This window comes from Brevundimonas sp. (assembly GCF_036676055.1).
In the GTDB taxonomy this organism is placed as follows: Bacteria; Pseudomonadota; Alphaproteobacteria; order Caulobacterales; family Caulobacteraceae; genus Brevundimonas.
Window position 1 is genome coordinate 57339 of sequence record NZ_JAKFDS010000017.1, and the last position, 16449, is coordinate 73787.

The window sequence follows — 16449 nt, forward strand, 5'->3', positions numbered from 1 at the left end:
GATGACCGACGCCGCTGATCCTTTCGAAGCGATCAAGGTCACCTTCTTCCAGGAGTGCGACGAGCTGCTGGGCGACCTCGAAACCGGTCTGCTCGCCATCGAGGCGGGCTCGGCCGATGACGAGACGATCAACGCTGTCTTCCGCGCTGTTCACTCGGTGAAGGGCGGCGCCGGCGCCTTCGGACTGGATGAACTGGTTCGTTTCGCCCACGTCTTCGAAACGCTGCTGGACGAGCTGCGCTCGGGCCGCAAGCCCTGCGATCCGCCGACGGTCAAGGCCCTGCTGCGGGCGTCGGACGTACTGGCGGACCATGTCTCGGCCGCTCGCGGTCAGGCCGCGCCGGTGGACGAGGCGCGATCGAGCGCCCTGGTCGCCGAGCTGGAGATGCTGATTCATGGCGGCGTCGTCCCGTCTGCGGCCGTGGTCTCGGAACCGGCGCAGCCCGAGGCGGATGAGTTCGGATTCCGGCCCGTCGCCTTCGACGTCTCCGCGCTGGGCGGCCCGGCGGCCAGTCCGGCCGGGTGGCGAGTGGTCTTCCGTCCCCACGCCCGCATGTACGCCAAGGCCAACGAGACGGGACTGCTGTTGCGCGAGTTGTCGCGGCTCGGTTCGCTGGATGTGGCGCTCGACGCCTCGGCCCTTCCGGATCTGGCCGCCCTTGTGCCCGAGGAGGCCTACCTCTGCTGGACGCTCGACCTGGTCGGCGCTGTCGACGAGGCCGCGGTGCGGGAGGTGTTCGACTTCGTCGAGACCGACTGCGACCTGACCGTCGACCCTCTGCCCGCGGCGACTCCCGACGAACAGCCGCCAGAATCCGCGCCGGATCTGGATATCGCCGCCCTGCTGGCCCGGGCCGCGGCCGAGGCGCCTGAACCGCAGGCGCTCGCGCCAGCGATTGAGGCCGCGCCCACCGAGCCGCTCCCGTCGTCCGTCGCTGCGGCGCCGGCCGGCCCCGTCAGCCCGGCCGCTCCCGCCGCCGTCACCATCCGGGTCGACCTCGACCGCGTCGATCGCCTGATCAACGTTGTCGGCGAACTGGTCATCCAGCAGGCGATGCTCGCCCAGCGGGTGATCGAGAGCGGCCTCGCCCGCTCATCGGGCATCTCGGTCGGGCTTGAGGATCTCGAGCTGCTGACCCGTGAGATCCAGGACAGCGTCATGGCCATCCGGGCCCAGCCGGTGAAGTCCGTGTTCCAGCGCATGCCGCGACTGGTGCGGGAAGTCGGCGAGATGACGGGCAAGCGCGTCCGTCTGGTCACCGAAGGCGAGGCCACCGAGGTCGACAAGACGGTGGTGGAGCGTCTGGCCGAACCCATCACCCACATGATCCGCAACGCCATCGACCACGGCCTTGAAACCCCCGAGGACCGCCTCGCCGCAGGCAAGAGCGGGGAGGGGACCGTCCGCCTCGCCGCCCTTCACCGGTCCGGTCGCATCGTCATCGAGATCAGCGACGACGGCCGCGGCATCAACCGGGAACGGGTGCGCGGCATCGCCGTCTCACGGGGCCTGATCCCCGAGGATGCGGTGCTGACGGACGACGAGATCGACAACCTGATCTTCCTGCCCGGCTTCTCAACCGCCGACGCGGTTTCCGACATCTCGGGCCGCGGCGTCGGGATGGACGTGGTGCGCCGGTCGATCCAGGCCCTGGGCGGGCGCATTTCGATCGCTTCGGCGCCCGGCAAGGGCTCCACCTTCACCCTCAGCCTGCCGCTGACGCTCGCGGTGCTGGACGGCATGGTGGTGTCAGCGGCCGACCAGACGCTCGTGGCGCCGCTGACGGCCATTGTCGAAAGCCTGACGCCGAGGCCGGAGGACGTGCACTACGTCGGCGGCCACGATGCGGTGATCCTGTTCAGGGAGCAGTTCACGCCGCTCGTCGATGTCGGACTGGTGATGGGATTCCGGGATGTCTCCCTCGTGCCTTCGGACGGAGTCGCGGTGGTCGTCGAAACCGAATCCGGCGCGCGCGCCGCCCTGCTGTTTGACGCCATCCAGGGCCAGCGCCAGGTGGTGATCAAGAGCCTCGAAACCAACTACCGCCAGGTCGAGGGCGTCGCCGCCGCGACCATTCTCGGAGACGGGCGGGTCGCCCTGATCCTCGACGTCGACGCCATCGTGGCCAATGCGCGTCGGCGCTCGGCGCGTCCCGAACTCAAGATCGCGAGTTGAATCATGTCCGACATCGTCCCGACGGCGCCCGTCCCCGCCCGTGAACTGATCGCCTTCCGGATCGGCCGGCAGGAATTCTGCGTCGACATCATGTCGGTGCGTGAAATCCGCGGCTGGACTCCGGCCACCCCGCTGCCGCGCGCGCCGGGGTACATGAAAGGCGTCATCAACCTCCGCGGCGCGGTCCTTCCGATCGTCGATCTCGGCGCCCGCCTGGGGCTCAACACCTCGGAGCCGACCGCCCGGCACGTCATCATGGTGGCCCACATCGGGGGGCGCACGGTCGGCCTTCTGGTCGACGCTGTCTCCGACATCATCCAGCTGACCGACGAGGCCGTTCAGCCCACGCCGGATGTCGCCAGCGACCAGGTGCGGACCTTCGTCAAGGGCATCTTCGCTGTCGACGGCCGGATGATCAGCCTGCTCGAGCTGGGGTGGATCCTGCCGGAATCCGAGGCCGAGGCAGCATGACCGACGCCGCCGGGCGGGAAGCGCTGGTCGAGGGCGAGTTCGTCTTCACGGCCGAGGATTTCCGCCACATCGCCCATATCCTGCACGCTCACGCCGGCATCGCGCTGAACGAGGGCAAGGCCGCGCTGGTCTACTCCCGGCTGGCCAAGCGGCTGCGCGCCCTCGGCCTGCGTACCTTCCGCGACTATTGCACCCTGATCCAGGGCGTCGACGGCGTCGACGAGCGCCAGGCGATGACGGCGGCCCTGACCACCAACGTCACCCGGTTCTTCCGCGAACCGCACCATTTCGACCACCTGCGCGACGTGGTGATGCCGACGCTGGCCGCGCGCGCGCGGGCGGGCGGGCGCGTCCGGCTGTGGTCCGCCGCCTGTTCGAACGGTCAGGAACCCTATTCGATGGCCATGACGGTGCTGTCTGTCCTGCCGGAAGCCGCCGATCTGGATGTCCGCATTCTGGCCACCGACATCGACCCGAACATGGTCGCCGAAGGGGTCGCCGGGGTCTATTCCGAAGAGACCCTGGCCGCCGCGCCCGCGCTGCTGCGCCATCGTTGGTTCGACAAGGCTCCGGCCCATGGCCCGGACCGGCTGAAGGCCAGCGACACCCTGCGCCGTCTCGTCAGCTTCCGTGAGCTGAACCTGATCGGAGACTGGCCGATGCGCGGACGGTTCGACGTCGTCTTCTGCCGCAACGTCGTGATCTATTTCGACGACGCGACCCAGGAGCGTGTGTGGAGCCGGTTCGTCCCCGCCATGGCGGCGGACGCCACCCTCTACATCGGCCACTCGGAACGGGTCAGCGGTCCCGCCGCCGCCCGGCTCATTCCCAACGGTCTGACGACCTACAGGTTGGCCGCATGACCGTCTCCGTGCTTGTCGTCGACGACAGCCCCACCATGCGCGGCCTGATCACGGCCGCCCTGCGGCGCGATCCCGAGATCGAGGTGGTCGGATCGGCCTGCGATCCGCTGGAGGCGCGAGACGCCATCAAACGCCTGAACCCCGACGTCATCACCCTGGACGTCGAGATGCCGAACATGAACGGCCTGGAGTTCCTCGAGAAGATCATGCGGCTGCGGCCGATGCCGGTGGTCATGGTCTCGACCCTGACCCAGGCCGGGGCCGAGGTGACCCTCGCCGCGCTGGAGCTGGGCGCCGTCGACGCGGTGGGCAAGCCGGGAGCCGGCGTCACGGCGATGGAGGCCTTCGCCGATTTGGCCGCCAAGGTGAAGGTCGCCGCCCGGTCCCGCGTCCGGGTGGGCGGAGGCGTCGCCCCGGCCCCGGCCGCCGCGTCTTCCACCTATCGCGCCGCCACGGACCATGTGCTCGCCATCGGCGCCTCCACCGGCGGCGTCGAGGCCTTGCTGACCATTCTCTCGACCTTTCCGGCGAATTGCCCCGCCACCGTCGTCACCCAGCACATGCCCGCCACCTTCACCGCCAACTTTGCGGCCCGACTGGACCGCGCCTCGGCCGCCCGCGTGAGCGAGGCCACCGACGGCGCGCCGCTTGAGCGGGGCTGCATCTACATAGCCCCCGGCGGCGAGACCCATCTCGAAGTCGGCGGCCTGACGCCCCGGTGTCGCCTGGTGCGATCCGACACGGTCAGCGGCCACCGCCCGTCCGTGGACGTCCTGTTCCGCTCGGTGGCGGCGCTGCGTCGGCCGATGACCGGCGTGATCCTCACCGGCATGGGCCGCGACGGAGCCCAGGGCCTGCTCGAGATGCGTCAGGCCGGGGCGTCCACCCTCGGCCAGGATGAAGGGAGCTGTGTCGTCTACGGCATGCCCCGCGCCGCCTTCGAACTGGGAGCGGTGGAGCGCCAGCTGCCGCTTTCCAGACTTCCCGCCGCCATTCTCGATCTGTGCGCCGATCCCGCCTGAGGTTCCAGTCATGCCCGCCGCGTCCGCCATCCACACCCTGATCGTCGACGACCAGCAGTCGATGCGCTCCCTGATCCGCACCAGCCTCCAGCAGATCGGCTTCCGCGAGTTCCGTGAGGCCGCGGACGGCGAGGCCGGCCTGCGCGAAATGATTGTCCGGCCGGCGCATCTGGTGATCTCCGACTTCAACATGCCGAAGCTGGATGGTCTCGGACTGCTCCGGGCCGTGCGCGCGCATCCGCCGACGGCGGGCTCCGCCTTCATCATGCTGACGGGCCGGGCCGACCGCGAGCTGGTGCAGCGCGCGGTGCAGTTCGGTGTCAACAACTACCTCGTGAAGCCCTTCACCGTCGCCCAGCTCAAGGACAAGCTTGAAGGCGTCTTCGGCCCCCTCGCGTGACGCGAATGGCTGTCGCTGCAGCGCCTCACCGCAGGATCAATGTCGGCCAGGGCGAGCATCTGGTCACCGACGACCCGTCGGTGCTGCTGACCACCATCCTGGGCAGTTGCGTCGCCATGTGCCTGCGCGATCCGGTCGCCGGCATTGGTGGAATGAACCACTTCCTCCTGCCGGAGGGCGAGGGGGACGGCGCCGGCGCCGCCCGCCGCTACGGCGCCTACGCCATGGAGGTTCTCGTCAATGATTGTCTGAAGGCGGGCGGGCGGCGGGAACGACTTGAGGCCAAGCTGTTCGGAGGAGGGCGGATGTTCGACGCCCTCCGGGACGTGGGCCAGGCCAACGCTGCCTTCGCCGAGCGCTTTCTGCGCGACGAGGGCATCGCCCATGTCGGGGGAAGCCTGAGAGGCCTCGGCGGACGGCGCATCCAGTACTGGCCGGTCTCCGGGCGCGCGATGCAGCGACCGGTCGCGGACGCGATGGCTGCGACGCCGGCCTTCCGCCAGCCCCCGCCCGTCGTGGACGCCGGCGCACTGGAGCTGTTCTGATGACGCCTTCGCAGACCGCCGCCCTGCTGTCGGCCCTGTCCCGGGAACTGGCGGGCATGACCCGGACCGTGCAGGGTCTTGAGGATTTGGTGATGGCTCACGCCCGGCTGGTCGCCCCGGCGGATCGCGCGGCCGTCCTTACACGCGCCCAGGACGTCGACTCTCTTGGCCAGCGGATGCACGCCCTGCGCCAGCTCACGGAATCCCTCGCCGAAGGTCGCCCGGTCGAGGCCGTCGTGGATGCGATCCCGCTCGCTGACGTCGCCGGCCTGCTGCGGCGCGCGATTCTGGCCCGGGACGCGGGAGAGGCCGCGCCCCGGGTCGCCGCGGGCGACCTCACGCTGTTCGACTGATCCGATGAGCCGTTCGCCCCGTTCCTCCACCCGCGTCAATCTGGAGCACGCGTCTGTCCTCCTGATCGACGACAACCCGCAGGCGCTGGATATCCTCAGTTCGGTGGTGCAGGGCTTCGGCGTGCGCGAGCAGATCCGCTGCGGGTCCGCGCTGGAGGCCAGCGGGATCCTCAAGCGCCGGATGGTCGATCTGATCCTGGTCGATTGCGCCATGCCCCAGATGGACGGCTATGACTTCATCCGCTGGCTGCGCCGCGAGACCTCCCAGCCGACCTGCCTGACCCCGGTGATCATGCTCACCGGCCACGCCGCGCCGTCCAATGTGCACAAGAGCCGCGACTGCGGCGCCAGCTTCGTCGTCGCCAAGCCGATCACGCCGGGCGTCCTGCTGCAGCGCATCCTCTGGCTCGCCAGCGACGAACGCGAGTTCGTCAAGTCGGAGTCCTATGTCGGCCCGGATCGACGCGTGCGGAATTTCGGTCCCCCGCTGGGAGTTCCGGGCCGCCGGGCCGGCGACCTCTCGGCCCACGTCGGCGCAGCGGTCGAGGCCAACATGGACCAGGCCTCGATCGACACCCTCATCAAGCCCCGCAGAGTCGCCCTATGACCGAGGCCAAGACCTTCCGGTACAAGACCAACCTTGCGCGCAAGATGTCGGCGCCGGGCGGCCGTTCGGCCGACGAGGCCCTTGCGGCGGCGGACCGCGCCCTGTCCAGCCACCGGGACGCGGCGATGCAGGCGCTCGCCGTGATCCTGACCCGGCTGGAGGCGGCCTGCGCGGCGCAACGGCGGCCGGATATCTACGAACAGGCCGCGGCCCTGCTGGATCTCTCGGGCTTCTTCGAGACCGGGCCCCTTCACCCGGCGATCTTCAGCCTCTGCGAGATCAGCGATCCGGGCGCCGGCGTCTGGGACTGGCCGTCCATCGAAGTGCATGTGCGCGCGATCCGGCGGATTCTGAACAGCGAATGCCGGGACACGGACGAGTCGCGGTTGCTCCTCGACGGCCTGGTCGCGGTGCGGCAGCGTTTGCAGAACCGGACGCGGCCGGGTTGAAGGCCATGGGCCCATCGCCACCGGACGGATGCGCTCTGCCTCGAGGTACCGCGCTCAAGCCTTCGCGAACGACACGAGAACAGGTGAGGCGAGGAGCCGCTTCTGGCGAGCGGCGGGCTCGTAACGGCCACTCACGGAGGTCCGCTGATGACTCAAGGCGGCGGTTGGCGACGTCCGGTCTCGGGCAGCGCGCCGATCAGCCGCCGAATGCCCCGGTCTGACTCAAAGCGGCGGTTGGGGACGTCCGCCCTCGGGCAGGGCGCTCAGCCGAGCGGTTCGGGCGCGAAGTCGCCGAACAATCTTTGCAGTGCTGCCGGGGCGCCTGCTGATCCGACAGCGACTGGTAGTCAGCCCTCCGGCACGACAGTCGGGCGATAGCAAGCCATCCCCTCTGAACGATGAGCGCCACCAGATGTACAAACGCGTCGACCCTTCGAGCGCCGGAAGCAGACCGCAAGCCTTGGACCTCGTTAGCGAGGGCCTTCCGGACAATTGCTGCCGGGCGTCACGCCCCACAGTCAGGGTTGGGTCGGTTGGCGTCGTTGCAGTCCTTTCGCGCGAAGGTCGCGAGGCCTGCCTGCATCAGGGGGCCGATTGCGAGGGCGTGCAGGACAGTTCCAACGCCGACCGTCCCCCCCAGGATCCAGCCGCTTCCAAGGACGACCAGTTCCACCGCGAGCCTGGCGCGCCGGATCGAGAGACCTGTAACCTTGACCAGTCCGGTAGTCAGGCCGTCCCGAGGCCCCGGGCCGTAGCCGGCCGAGAGGTAGGCGGAGGTCGCGAACCCGCTCAACGCGATACCGCTGAACAGTAGTGCGGTGCGCCCTGGCAGGGCGTTGGTCTCGGGAACGAGCGCCAGCGCGCAGTCCGTCGCGGCGCCGATTACGATGACGTTGCTGATCGTCCCCAGCCCCGGCCTTTGTCTGAGCGGGATCCAGACCAAAAGCACCAGGGCGCCGAGCAGGCCGGTAACCAACCCGATGCTCAAGCCCGTCCGGCGGGCCAGGCCTTCATGAAGAACCGTCCACGCCGTAAGGCCGAGCCGGGATCGGACCATGAGCGCCGTCGAAACGCCGAAGAGAACAAGTCCGACGTACAGCCGAACAAGGCGCGCAAGATGTCTGCCGTCCGGCATCTGGAATTGAAGGTTTATTTTCACTGAGCTGTGAGCCCGGCCGTCAAGCCCGATTGGGCCTCAGGGAGGTGACCCGATCCCGGTGTTCGTCGAGGGTCCTTGACGCGGTCTATCCTGTATTCTGTTCCCGGACGCCCGCTCCAGGGCAACCCGCCTGAAGGGCCCCCTGGAGCGGCCAGAATGCCCTCCTTGGCTGTGCGAAAAAATCGGTTCGTTTGCCGTCGCGCGTCACCGGGAATTTCGATCAAGCCATTTCGGTTCTGTTGACCAGCGGTCCATCCGTTGGATTGGTGAAAGTTCCCGAAGAGGCCCGGCTGTCAGGTGGCGACGATAAGGCGGCCGGTCATGCCGGGATGAAACCGGCAGATGTAGTCGACCGTCCCCGGGGTCCGCAGGATAGTTCGCCCGCTGGCGCGGGGGGCCAGATCCACATCGAAGGACCGGTTGCGCGCCGTGGCCGTGTGCCGGAACAGATCGCGGTTGACCCAGACGATCGTGTCGCCGACCCGCAGACCGGTCGGGGAGGGCCCGAACCTCATCTTCTCCATGACGATGGTGTGGGTTCTCGCCCGGGCCGCTGCGGGGAGGGCGCAGGCGGCGGCCGAGGCCGCAACAGTCAGTAAAGCAGCGCGGCGGGTGAACTCGGCGGTTTCCACGACGGGCCTACCGGACCGAAGACGCGAGGTGTTCGGCATGAGCCTGATGCGACTGGAACAGGCTCAGGCCGGTCTCCAGAAGCGCTTTCAGCTCGGCGTTGTCGGCGTGCGGGATCAGGGTTCCGGCCAGCGCCGTGTTGACGGTGCGGTGGAAGGCGACCTCGTTGGCGACGTAGGCGGCATCGAACGCCGCTCCCTCCAGCGTCTCCAGCCGGGCGTGCGTCGCCGCGGCGGCTTCGGTCAAGGCTGTGCTGGTCGGATTGGCCTCCGGCGACACCCCCAGGCGGGTGACCAGCGCGACGGCCTGGTCGTTCACCGCCGCGTGGTCGCGCGCCATCAGTTCGGCGAAGGCGCGGACCTCCGGATTGGTCGACTTCTTGAGCGCCTGCTGCGCCGCGGCGACATCCAGCTGACCGGCGGTATAGGCGATGTGGGCGATCTGCGCATCGCTGGGGCCTGCGTCATGGGCCGCGGCTGCGATCGGGGCCAAAGCCAGGGCTCCGGCGGCGATGAGGGTTCTGAACATGGCGTGATTCCTTGAAAGCCGGCCGGGGATCCGGCCGCTTCCGATTGGATGTCACACCGGCGTAGAGGTTCCCGACCACTCGACCAGACGGCCTTCGGCCGCCAGCCGGGCCAGGACGGCGTTGGTGATCCGGTTGCAGCGGGTGCCCATGAAGGGAAAGGCCTCGACCATGGTGGTGGCCAGCTTGGCGTCCAGCGCCGTGCGCAGCATCCGCCGGGCCCGATGAAGCCGGGTCTTCACCGTCTCGGGCTTCAGATGGAGGTTGGCCGCCGTCTCTTCGATGCTGCATTCCTCGATGTCGCGCATGATGAACACGATCCGGAAGGCTTCCGGCAAGTCATCGACGGCGTGCTCGATCAGGCCGCGAATCTGGGTCCGCGCCGCGTCCGCCTCGGGACTGGAGCTGCTCATTGCGTGAGGAAATGGAATCACCTGAGCGCCTTCCGTCTGCGCCTTTTCGATGTGGTCCAGCGGGACCATTGGACGCCGCCGCCGAAGCCGTCCGCGTGCTTCGTTGAGCACGATGCGCGTCAGCCAGGTCATGACGCCGGCTTCGCTCCGAAAGCCCCCGATAGCCGCAAACGCCCGGGCGTAGGACTCTTGCAGGACATCCTCGGCCTCGCCGTCGTCGCGGACCACGCCGCGCGCCACGCGGAACAGACGCTGGTTGGCGCGCTGCATGATGACCCGGAAGGCGTCGCCGTCGCCCGCCTGGGCCAGGCGCACCAGCTCGGCCTCGTCCATGCCGTCGTGATCGGCGCGTTTCAGGATCCGCATGGCGTCCTCCGGCTGGTTCAATTGTGGTTGGATGCGGCGGCCGAGGCAAGGTTCCCGCTGTCAGCCGGCGAGCGCGGCGAGGACCTCGCGGCGTCCCTGGCCGGACTCAAATACTCCGGTGAAGCGCCGGGTCATCAGCATGGCGCCATGCTTTCGCACCCCGCGCGACGACATGCATTCATGCGTCGCCTCGATGACCACCGCCACGCCGCGAGGCCGCAGCGTCCGCTCCAGTTCGTCGGCGATCTCCGCGGTCAGCCGCTCCTGGATCTGCAGCCGTCGTGCATAGGCGTCGACCAGCCGGGCCAGTTTGGAGATCCCCACGACCCGTTCGCGCGGCAGGTAGGCCACATGAGCCACCCCCCGGATCGCCGCCATATGATGCTCGCACACCGACTCGACCGGGATGTCCCGCAACAGCACCATTTCGTTGTAGCCGGCCACTTCGCCGAAGGTCCGCTCAAGGATGCCGGTCGGGTCCTGGTCGTAACCCGCGAACCATTCCTCATAGGCGCGTACAACCCGGTCCGGCGTGGCGCGAAGCCCCTCGCGGCGCGGGTCGTCCCCGGCCCAGCCGATCAGGGTCCGAACCGCCGCCTCAGCCTCGGACCGGGTGGGCCGCAGGTACGGCGAGCAGGTCGGTTCGGCCGGAGCTTCGGACGTTTCGGCGGCGGTCGGGCTGAGTGCGAGCATGCGGGGTCATCCTGGTGTCTGCGTCGCTCCTTTGATGCGATGGGACGCGCAGGGTTCCCGGGGCTTGTGGCCGGGAACGTTCGGGCGCTTCCCTCATCCAACCAGAAGACGACAAGGATCGCCGGCAACAGGAGGATGACGCCATGGGCGGCACACAAACCCAGCAATCGGGGCCCGACTTCGCTTCAGGACTGCCGCTGGCCGACCTGCCCGCGACGGGCGCCCGGTCTGGCCATGTCGGCGGCGAACCGGTTCTGCTGATGCGTCGCGCCGACGGTGTGTTCGCAGTCTCCGGCGCCTGCACGCATTATGGCGGGCCGCTCGGCGAAGGTCTTGTCGTGGGCGACACGGTGCTCTGCCCTTGGCACCATGCCTGTTTCGATCTGCGCAGCGGCGACGCGCTCGCCGCTCCCGCCTTCGCCGCCCTCGACCGGTGGCGGGTGGAGATCGATGGCGACCGCGTCTTCGTCCGCGAACGCATGGCCCCGGCGCCGACCCGCCATGCGGATGCGCCGTCCCATCCCGGGAGCATCGTCATCGTCGGCGGCGGCGCGGCCGGGTTCGCCGCCGCGGAGATGCTGCGCCGGCGAGGCTTCGCGGGGAGCCTGACCATGCTCAGCGCCGATGCCGCAGCGCCCTGCGACCGGCCCAATCTGTCAAAGGACTATCTGGCCGGAACCGCGCCGGAGGAGTGGATTCCGCTGAAGCCCGACGCCTTCTACGCCCACCACGCCATCGACCTGAGGCTTGGCGTGGAGGTGACGAAGCTCGATGTGGCCGGGCGGACGGTGGTTTCGAGCACGGGGGAACGGTTCGGCTATGACGCCCTTCTGCTGGCGACGGGGGCCGAGCCGATCCGGCTCAAGGGCAAGGGTTTCGATGGGCCGCAGGTCCATGTGCTGCGCTCCTTGGCTGACGCCCGCGCCTTGATCGCCGCGCTCTCTGGCGTTCGCGGGGTGGCTGTCATCGGAGCGAGTTTCATCGGCCTCGAGGTCGCCGCCAGCCTGCGCGGGCGTGGAATCCCGGTGGCGGTGATCGGCCCGGAGGCGGTGCCTCTGGAGAAAGTCATGGGGCCCGAGATCGGCGTTTTCCTGCGCAATCTGCATGAGGCCAACGGCGTCCGTTTTCATCTCGGGCAGACAGCAGAGGCCTTCGAGGACGGAGCGGTGATTCTGGCCGATGGTCAGCGGATCGCCGCTGATCTGGTCGTCCTTGGCGTGGGCGTCCGGCCGCGGCTGCAACTGGCTCTGGACGCCGGCCTGGCGGTTGATGGTGGCGTGATTGTCGATCGCGCCCTGCGCACCAGCACACCGGGAATCTGGGCGGCCGGCGACATCGCCTGCTATCCGGACCCCATATCCGGCGCTCTGACGAGGATCGAGCACTGGGTCGCCGCCCAGCGTCAAGGCCAGGTCGCGGCCCTGTCCATGCTGGGGGATGCTGCCGAACTGTCGGAGCCGCCGTTCTTCTGGACCCAACAATACGGCCAGTCGATCCGCTATGTAGGCCATGCCGAGCGCTGGGACGCGCTTCACATCGACGGGTCCGTGGCGGATGCTGACGCTACGGTTCGGTTCGAAATCGATGGTGGTCTCGTTGCAGCCGCCACTCTGGGCCGCGATGTCGAAAGCCTGAGGCTCGCTACCGAATTGAGCCGCTCCGATCGCTCAGACCCACAACACGGCTGCGCTTGGCTCGCTCAAAGCGAAGCTTCTCCGGCGCCCTCCGCCTGACGGGGAATCAGCACGTCACCGGCGAAGTCGGGGTAGATCGGTGTAGCCTGCCAGAGGTTGGTCTTCGTGGTGAGAAGCCACCTTTTGGCTCATGATGCCGTCGGTCGCGCGCACCCTTCGTGAGGGAAGCGCCCGCGCCGCGCGTAAAGAAGCAGAAGGCCGGGATCGGCCAAACGTCTGGAGACCCAGTATGCGTCACTTCAACCCCGCGCCCTTCATCGCCGTCGCGGCAGTCGTTGCGTTCGCCGCTGGACCCGCGGCTGCCCACGCTCGGCTGGTCAGCGCGACACCGGCGCCCAACGCGACTGTGGCTTCAACCCGGACGCTCAGCCTCACCTTTAGCGACCGCACGGTTCCCGCCTTTTCGGGCTTCGACGTCATCAATGCGGCGGGCGAGAAGGTCGCGATCGAGACTTCGGTCACGGAAGATGGCAAGACCCTGACGGGGACTTTGGCCCGCGCGCTGGCCGCCGGCGCTTACCGCGTGGACTGGCGCATCGCATCAAGCGACGGCCACCGTATGACGGGCACATACACCTTCACGGTGCGCTGACCGCATGCTCGAAGTCGCGGTCATCGCGCTTCGCTGGCTTCAATACAGCGGCGCCGTCGTCCTTCTCGGCGTGCCGTTGTTCCTGCTCTACAGCTTCAAGGGAGGCGACGGCCCGAACCTCGTCTGGGCTCGCCCCACATTGATCGTCGCCGCGATCGTCGTCGCGCTGGGCTCCCTCGCCGCCCTGGTGGCCCAGACGGCGGTGATGGCGGGGTCGCTGAGCGAAGCTCTCAAGCCCTCGTCGCTATCCTTCATGGTCACGGGCATGGCCCTCGGCATGGCCTTGGTAGCCCGGGCCATCGTCGCCGGGCTTGCACTTGTCGCGATCGTCGCCCTCCAGCCGGGCCGGGTGCTTTGGACCGTGCTGGCGACGCTTGGTGTCATCGTATCGGCCAGTTTCGCCTGGACCGGTCATGGGGCCGCGACGGAGGGGCCGGGTGGGCTGTGGCATCTGACCGCCGCCATCATCCACGCAGTCTCCGCCGCGCTGTGGCTGGGCGCTCTCGCGGCCTTGACGATGCTCTTGCTGCGTCGAACAGCCCCGGATGACCCGGCCATCCATCGCGCCCTTCGCGGCTTTGCGGGCTTGGGGACCCTGGCCGTCGTGCTCCTGGTCCTGAGTGGCTTGGGGAATAGCTGGTTCATGATCGGACCCGCGCGCGTAGCTGGTCTGGGAACCAGCCTCTATGGCCAGCTCCTGATCGCCAAACTCGTGTTGTTCGCGCTGATGCTGGTCCTCGCGGCAGGAAACCGTTTCCGCCTAACGCCGGCGTTGGGCTCGGTGCTGGCGGGTGGGGGAGATCCTCGACACGCGCTCCAGCGGCTTCGACGCAGCGTCGTCGCGGAGACGCTGATCGGAGCCATGCTGATAGCCGTCGTCGCGATCATGGGCACGCTCGCCCCACCGTCGGCAATGTGACGTAATGAACGCGCCTAGCTGGGCGCGCGCGACGACCAGTGGATGTGATGGATGCGCCAGCCGTCAGCATGCCGCTTGAGGACCATTGTCTCCGTCGTTAGGCGATCAATGGCGCGGCCGTTGAACTGGCCGGTGGTGCGGCCTTCGCTGGTGATCCACGCGATGTCGCCGTCGGCCCAGCCCGATCTGCGCGCCACCGTCGCTTCAGACGCAGCGGCGAAGGCGGCGTCGGAACGCAGATGATAAGAGGCATATTCGTCCCGCGATCGTTCGGCGCCGCCCTCTTCGAAGATCATGACGTCCGGCGCCAGGAACGTTAGCGCGGCGGCCGTGTCGCCCGCCTTGAGCGCGGCGTGGAAGGCGTCCACAGCCATGGCCGCGTCCGTTGCTTCGGCGGCGACCGAACCTGCAGCGTGGTCATGGCCGTGGACGTGGTCTTGGGCGAAGGCTGGCGTCGCCGAGAAGACGGCGATCGACAGGGCGAGGGCAAGGGCGTTGTGGGACATGCTGGGCTCCGGGTTATGGGGTCATATGAAGGGACTTCACGGGATCTTCGTCAGGCCGCCTGGTTGTGGCGAGCGAACACGCGGGTTGCCCCAGACCGGAGCACCAGCAAGGTGTCATAGGGCTGCTTGTGCCCCTGCGGTGTTTCCATCCCCGGTGAGCGCAGCGGCATCGCCGGCACCGCAAGACCGACCGCCGTCGGTCGCTCGGCCAGCAGGCGGATGACGTCCTGGGCTGGCACATGCCCCTCGACCAGGTAGCCGCCGATCAACCCGGTGTGACAGGAGGCCAGCGCGTCGGGCAATCCACGACTGCTGCGGATCGTCTGGAGATCGGGAACAACGGTGATGGTCGGGATGAAGCGCGCTTGGCGCATGTGGGCGATCCACCCGTCGCAGCATGGACAGGTCGGAGTCTGTCTTGAAGACCGCCAGGTTTCGCGGGGGCGCGGTCTGGGCGCAGGCGGTCCCGCCTACGCTCAAGAAGAAGCCTGCGCCGAGCAACAGATGGCGGTTCAGTTGCGATCGCATCCGGTGCGTCTCCCTCCGGGGCGCGGCTCATGCCGACGTCATGCTTCTATACGTTAGATGGCCTTCGCCCCCTCATGAGGGCTATGGCGAAAGGCTGCGTATGACAAATGGGGCGTGAGGCAGGTGCGCAATGCTGGATGACACTGACCTACTGATCGACGGCAACGCATACGATGGCGAGGCCCAACTCGTCGGCCTTGAGGAAAAGGTCTGGGCTCGAGTCGGTGAACGCCGCGACCGAACCCGCGTGGGACAGGTCCGGGTTGCAGCCGTTGCTCTTGCGCTGGTCGTCGGGGTCGCGAATGGCGGTTTCATGCTGCTGTATCCGCGCCCTGAACCGTCAGAGATGCGGGTGTTCACCGTGACGGCAGGTCTGTCGCCCCTCAGCGGTCTGGACAGCCGGGGATGAGCACCACCTGGAAGTCCATCGTCGTCACCGCGGTCCTGGCGGCGCTGGCCAGCGGTGCGGCGACCTGGGCGAGCGCCACCTGGGTAATGCGGGAGCGGCAGCCACCCAGCCTGCACAGCATCGTCCATGAGAAGCTCGATCTGAGCGCGGAGCAAGATCACCAGCTGGCTGTCATCGAAGCCCGCTTCGCGGCTCGTCGTCCGGCGCTTGAGGCCGAGGTCCGCGCCGCCAATCGCGAACTGGCCGCCGCCATCGCCGCCAGCGACGGCGACACCCCCCAGGTCCAGGCGGCGGTCGATCATTTCCACGCGGCCATGGGCGATCTCCAGAAGGCGACGATCACCCATGTGTTCGAGATGCGATCCGCATTGACCCCGGCCCAGGCCGAGGTGTTCGACGCCGCGGTTGTCGACGCCCTGCGCGCTGACGCCGGCTAAGCGCGGCACTGTGGGGGCGGAGGAAGGCATAGAGGTCCGTGCGGCGGCCGGAGACAGGGCCGCCTTCACCGTTCTGATGGGCGCCACCAAGGCCGATCTCTATCGGTTCGTGCGCCGCTATGTGGGCGACGGGGCGGAGGCGCACGACGTGCTACAGGAAGCCTATGCGTCCGCTTGGCTGGCCATTCGGCGATATGATCCGGCGCGGCCGTTCGATGTCTGGCTGCGCTCGATCGCCCTGAACAAGTGCCGCGACTGGAGTCGCAGGCGCGCGGTTCGCCGCGTCGTGCGCGGGGTCATCGGCCTCGATGCGCCCGAGGCGACGGCAGTGGGGGACGATGCCCCGACGCCTGAGGCCCGACTGGACGATCAGCGCAAGGCCGAGAGGCTCCAGCGCGCGCTGTTTGACCTGCCGGACGCCCTCAAGGCGCCGCTCCTGCTCGCCACACTCGAAGGACGGTCACACGCCGAGATCGCCTCCATCCTCCGTCTCACACCCAAGGCCGTCGAGACCCGGATCGCCCGTGCCCGCAAGCAGCTGGCGGAGCGCTTGGGCTGAACTCCAGACGATGACGCCTGACCTTGCCATGATGGGAAGGTGCACAAGGCCGCGATCCCGGCGGCTGTGGCGACCTGACGCAAGGGGTGCGCTGGCCGGATGCGTATCTGAACGAACGGCTGAATAGCCGGC

Annotated in this window: 22 protein-coding genes; 15 read left to right on the forward strand and 7 right to left on the reverse strand. The window is 68.4% G+C overall.

Translation table 11 applies throughout. From position 1 onward, the window contains the following. Position 1: 1 nt before the first annotated feature. Genes V6M45_RS03350 through V6M45_RS03390 form a run of 9 tightly spaced genes read left to right on the forward strand, consistent with a single transcriptional unit; the run spans position 2 to position 6886 of the window. Entirely contained in the window at positions 2 to 2176 is a 2175-nt protein-coding gene (locus tag V6M45_RS03350; protein WP_332653996.1) for a chemotaxis protein CheA, read from the forward strand. A 3-nt stretch (positions 2177 to 2179) separates the two neighbouring features. After that, positions 2180 to 2647, forward strand: coding sequence for a chemotaxis protein CheW (locus tag V6M45_RS03355; protein ID WP_332653997.1), 468 nt, complete (start codon positions 2180 to 2182; stop codon positions 2645 to 2647). Then, positions 2644 to 3510, forward strand: a complete 867-nt coding sequence (locus V6M45_RS03360) for a CheR family methyltransferase (RefSeq protein WP_332653998.1) — start codon at positions 2644 to 2646, stop codon at positions 3508 to 3510. The genes V6M45_RS03355 and V6M45_RS03360 overlap by 4 nt, the downstream gene beginning before the upstream one ends. Continuing rightward, the gene (locus V6M45_RS03365) at positions 3507 to 4532 is read left to right on the forward strand and encodes a protein-glutamate methylesterase/protein-glutamine glutaminase (RefSeq protein ID WP_332653999.1); all 1026 of its coding nucleotides are present in this window, start codon (positions 3507 to 3509) and stop codon (positions 4530 to 4532) included. The genes V6M45_RS03360 and V6M45_RS03365 overlap by 4 nt, the downstream gene beginning before the upstream one ends. Positions 4533 to 4542: 10 nt before the next feature. Continuing rightward, entirely contained in the window at positions 4543 to 4932 is a 390-nt protein-coding gene (locus V6M45_RS03370) for a response regulator (RefSeq protein WP_332654000.1), read from the forward strand. Between the two features lie 5 nt (positions 4933 to 4937). Next, entirely contained in the window at positions 4938 to 5477 is a 540-nt protein-coding gene (locus tag V6M45_RS03375) for a chemotaxis protein CheD (protein WP_332654001.1), read from the forward strand. Further along, a complete protein-coding gene (locus tag V6M45_RS03380) occupies positions 5477 to 5830 on the forward strand; it encodes a hypothetical protein (protein WP_332654003.1) in 354 nt (117 codons plus the stop codon). Before V6M45_RS03375 ends, V6M45_RS03380 begins: the two co-directional genes overlap by 1 nt. Positions 5831 to 5834: 4 nt before the next feature. Next, a complete protein-coding gene (locus tag V6M45_RS03385) occupies positions 5835 to 6437 on the forward strand; it encodes a response regulator (protein WP_332654004.1) in 603 nt (200 codons plus the stop codon). Continuing rightward, positions 6434 to 6886 carry a chemotaxis protein CheE gene (locus tag V6M45_RS03390; RefSeq protein WP_332654006.1) on the forward strand — a complete coding sequence of 151 codons (453 nt, stop codon included), beginning with the start codon at positions 6434 to 6436 and terminating at the stop codon, positions 6884 to 6886. The genes V6M45_RS03385 and V6M45_RS03390 overlap by 4 nt, the downstream gene beginning before the upstream one ends. A 505-nt stretch (positions 6887 to 7391) precedes the next feature. Here the strand turns inward: V6M45_RS03390 and yczE are convergent. The 5 genes from yczE to folE all read right to left on the reverse strand — a co-directional run bounded on the left by yczE (position 7392) and on the right by folE (position 10673). After that, entirely contained in the window at positions 7392 to 8045 is a 654-nt protein-coding gene (gene yczE, locus V6M45_RS03395; RefSeq protein WP_332654007.1) for a membrane protein YczE, read from the reverse strand. Between the two features lie 293 nt (positions 8046 to 8338). Continuing rightward, positions 8339 to 8677 carry a cupredoxin domain-containing protein gene (locus V6M45_RS03400; protein ID WP_332654008.1) on the reverse strand — a complete coding sequence of 113 codons (339 nt, stop codon included), beginning with the start codon at positions 8675 to 8677 and terminating at the stop codon, positions 8339 to 8341. A 7-nt stretch (positions 8678 to 8684) separates the two neighbouring features. After that, positions 8685 to 9203 (reverse strand): DUF4142 domain-containing protein, encoded by a 519-nt coding sequence (locus tag V6M45_RS03405; protein WP_332654009.1) that lies wholly within the window; start codon positions 9201 to 9203, stop codon positions 8685 to 8687. Between the two features lie 51 nt (positions 9204 to 9254). Then, positions 9255 to 9980, reverse strand: a complete 726-nt coding sequence (locus tag V6M45_RS03410; RefSeq protein ID WP_332654010.1) for an RNA polymerase sigma factor — start codon at positions 9978 to 9980, stop codon at positions 9255 to 9257. Positions 9981 to 10040: 60 nt separating this feature from the next. Then, positions 10041 to 10673 (reverse strand): GTP cyclohydrolase I FolE, encoded by a 633-nt coding sequence (folE, locus tag V6M45_RS03415; RefSeq protein WP_332654011.1) that lies wholly within the window; start codon positions 10671 to 10673, stop codon positions 10041 to 10043. Positions 10674 to 10816: 143 nt separating this feature from the next. On the opposite strand from folE, the gene V6M45_RS03420 reads away from it, so the two are divergent. The 3 genes from V6M45_RS03420 to copD all read left to right on the forward strand — a co-directional run bounded on the left by V6M45_RS03420 (position 10817) and on the right by copD (position 13878). Continuing rightward, complete coding sequence (locus V6M45_RS03420; protein ID WP_332654013.1) at positions 10817 to 12406, forward strand: FAD-dependent oxidoreductase; 1590 nt, start codon at positions 10817 to 10819, stop codon at positions 12404 to 12406. Between the two features lie 190 nt (positions 12407 to 12596). After that, positions 12597 to 12959: a copper homeostasis periplasmic binding protein CopC gene (gene copC, locus V6M45_RS03425; RefSeq protein WP_332654014.1), complete on the forward strand. Its 363-nt coding sequence runs from the start codon at positions 12597 to 12599 to the stop codon at positions 12957 to 12959. A 4-nt stretch (positions 12960 to 12963) separates the two neighbouring features. Beyond that, positions 12964 to 13878 (forward strand): copper homeostasis membrane protein CopD, encoded by a 915-nt coding sequence (gene copD / locus V6M45_RS03430; RefSeq protein WP_332654015.1) that lies wholly within the window; start codon positions 12964 to 12966, stop codon positions 13876 to 13878. A 14-nt stretch (positions 13879 to 13892) separates the two neighbouring features. Here the strand turns inward: copD and V6M45_RS03435 are convergent, their stop codons facing one another. Both V6M45_RS03435 and V6M45_RS03440 read right to left on the reverse strand, forming a co-directional pair. After that, positions 13893 to 14384 carry a YybH family protein gene (locus tag V6M45_RS03435; protein ID WP_332654016.1) on the reverse strand — a complete coding sequence of 164 codons (492 nt, stop codon included), beginning with the start codon at positions 14382 to 14384 and terminating at the stop codon, positions 13893 to 13895. Between the two features lie 50 nt (positions 14385 to 14434). Further along, positions 14435 to 14758 (reverse strand): DUF411 domain-containing protein, encoded by a 324-nt coding sequence (locus tag V6M45_RS03440; RefSeq protein ID WP_332654018.1) that lies wholly within the window; start codon positions 14756 to 14758, stop codon positions 14435 to 14437. Between the two features lie 284 nt (positions 14759 to 15042). Between V6M45_RS03440 and V6M45_RS03445 the strand changes: the two genes are divergently transcribed. The 3 genes from V6M45_RS03445 to V6M45_RS03455 all read left to right on the forward strand — a co-directional run bounded on the left by V6M45_RS03445 (position 15043) and on the right by V6M45_RS03455 (position 16317). Then, complete coding sequence (locus V6M45_RS03445) at positions 15043 to 15321, forward strand: hypothetical protein (protein ID WP_332654019.1); 279 nt, start codon at positions 15043 to 15045, stop codon at positions 15319 to 15321. After that, on the forward strand, positions 15318 to 15758 hold the full coding sequence (locus V6M45_RS03450; protein ID WP_332654020.1) for a Spy/CpxP family protein refolding chaperone: 441 nt from the start codon (positions 15318 to 15320) through the stop codon (positions 15756 to 15758). The genes V6M45_RS03445 and V6M45_RS03450 overlap by 4 nt, the downstream gene beginning before the upstream one ends. Positions 15759 to 15834: 76 nt before the next feature. Continuing rightward, positions 15835 to 16317, forward strand: coding sequence for an RNA polymerase sigma factor (locus V6M45_RS03455; RefSeq protein WP_442880528.1), 483 nt, complete (start codon positions 15835 to 15837; stop codon positions 16315 to 16317). The last annotated feature ends 132 nt before the right edge of the window (positions 16318 to 16449 follow it).

Bases quoted from the DNA above. Each gene is read 5' to 3' on its own strand.
- V6M45_RS03420 (WP_332654013.1), top strand. From the start codon at position 10,817: ATGGGCGGCACACAAACCCAGCAATCGGGGCCCGACTTCGCTTCAGGA.
- copD (WP_332654015.1), top strand. From the start codon at position 12,964: ATGCTCGAAGTCGCGGTCATCGCGCTTCGCTGGCTTCAATACAGCGGC.
- V6M45_RS03450 (WP_332654020.1), top strand. From the start codon at position 15,318: ATGAGCACCACCTGGAAGTCCATCGTCGTCACCGCGGTCCTGGCGGCG.
- V6M45_RS03350 (WP_332653996.1), top strand. From the start codon at position 2: ATGACCGACGCCGCTGATCCTTTCGAAGCGATCAAGGTCACCTTCTTC.
- V6M45_RS03410 (WP_332654010.1), bottom strand. From the start codon at position 9,980: ATGCGGATCCTGAAACGCGCCGATCACGACGGCATGGACGAGGCCGAG.
- V6M45_RS03355 (WP_332653997.1), top strand. From the start codon at position 2,180: ATGTCCGACATCGTCCCGACGGCGCCCGTCCCCGCCCGTGAACTGATC.
- V6M45_RS03365 (WP_332653999.1), top strand. From the start codon at position 3,507: ATGACCGTCTCCGTGCTTGTCGTCGACGACAGCCCCACCATGCGCGGC.
- V6M45_RS03370 (WP_332654000.1), top strand. From the start codon at position 4,543: ATGCCCGCCGCGTCCGCCATCCACACCCTGATCGTCGACGACCAGCAG.
- V6M45_RS03360 (WP_332653998.1), top strand. From the start codon at position 2,644: ATGACCGACGCCGCCGGGCGGGAAGCGCTGGTCGAGGGCGAGTTCGTC.
- V6M45_RS03440 (WP_332654018.1), bottom strand. From the start codon at position 14,758: ATGCGCCAAGCGCGCTTCATCCCGACCATCACCGTTGTTCCCGATCTC.
- V6M45_RS03385 (WP_332654004.1), top strand. From the start codon at position 5,835: ATGAGCCGTTCGCCCCGTTCCTCCACCCGCGTCAATCTGGAGCACGCG.
- V6M45_RS03405 (WP_332654009.1), bottom strand. From the start codon at position 9,203: ATGTTCAGAACCCTCATCGCCGCCGGAGCCCTGGCTTTGGCCCCGATC.
- V6M45_RS03445 (WP_332654019.1), top strand. From the start codon at position 15,043: ATGCTGGATGACACTGACCTACTGATCGACGGCAACGCATACGATGGC.
- V6M45_RS03375 (WP_332654001.1), top strand. From the start codon at position 4,938: ATGGCTGTCGCTGCAGCGCCTCACCGCAGGATCAATGTCGGCCAGGGC.
- copC (WP_332654014.1), top strand. From the start codon at position 12,597: ATGCGTCACTTCAACCCCGCGCCCTTCATCGCCGTCGCGGCAGTCGTT.
- V6M45_RS03435 (WP_332654016.1), bottom strand. From the start codon at position 14,384: ATGTCCCACAACGCCCTTGCCCTCGCCCTGTCGATCGCCGTCTTCTCG.
- V6M45_RS03380 (WP_332654003.1), top strand. From the start codon at position 5,477: ATGACGCCTTCGCAGACCGCCGCCCTGCTGTCGGCCCTGTCCCGGGAA.
- V6M45_RS03390 (WP_332654006.1), top strand. From the start codon at position 6,434: ATGACCGAGGCCAAGACCTTCCGGTACAAGACCAACCTTGCGCGCAAG.
- V6M45_RS03455 (WP_442880528.1), top strand. From the start codon at position 15,835: ATGGGCGCCACCAAGGCCGATCTCTATCGGTTCGTGCGCCGCTATGTG.
- folE (WP_332654011.1), bottom strand. From the start codon at position 10,673: ATGCTCGCACTCAGCCCGACCGCCGCCGAAACGTCCGAAGCTCCGGCC.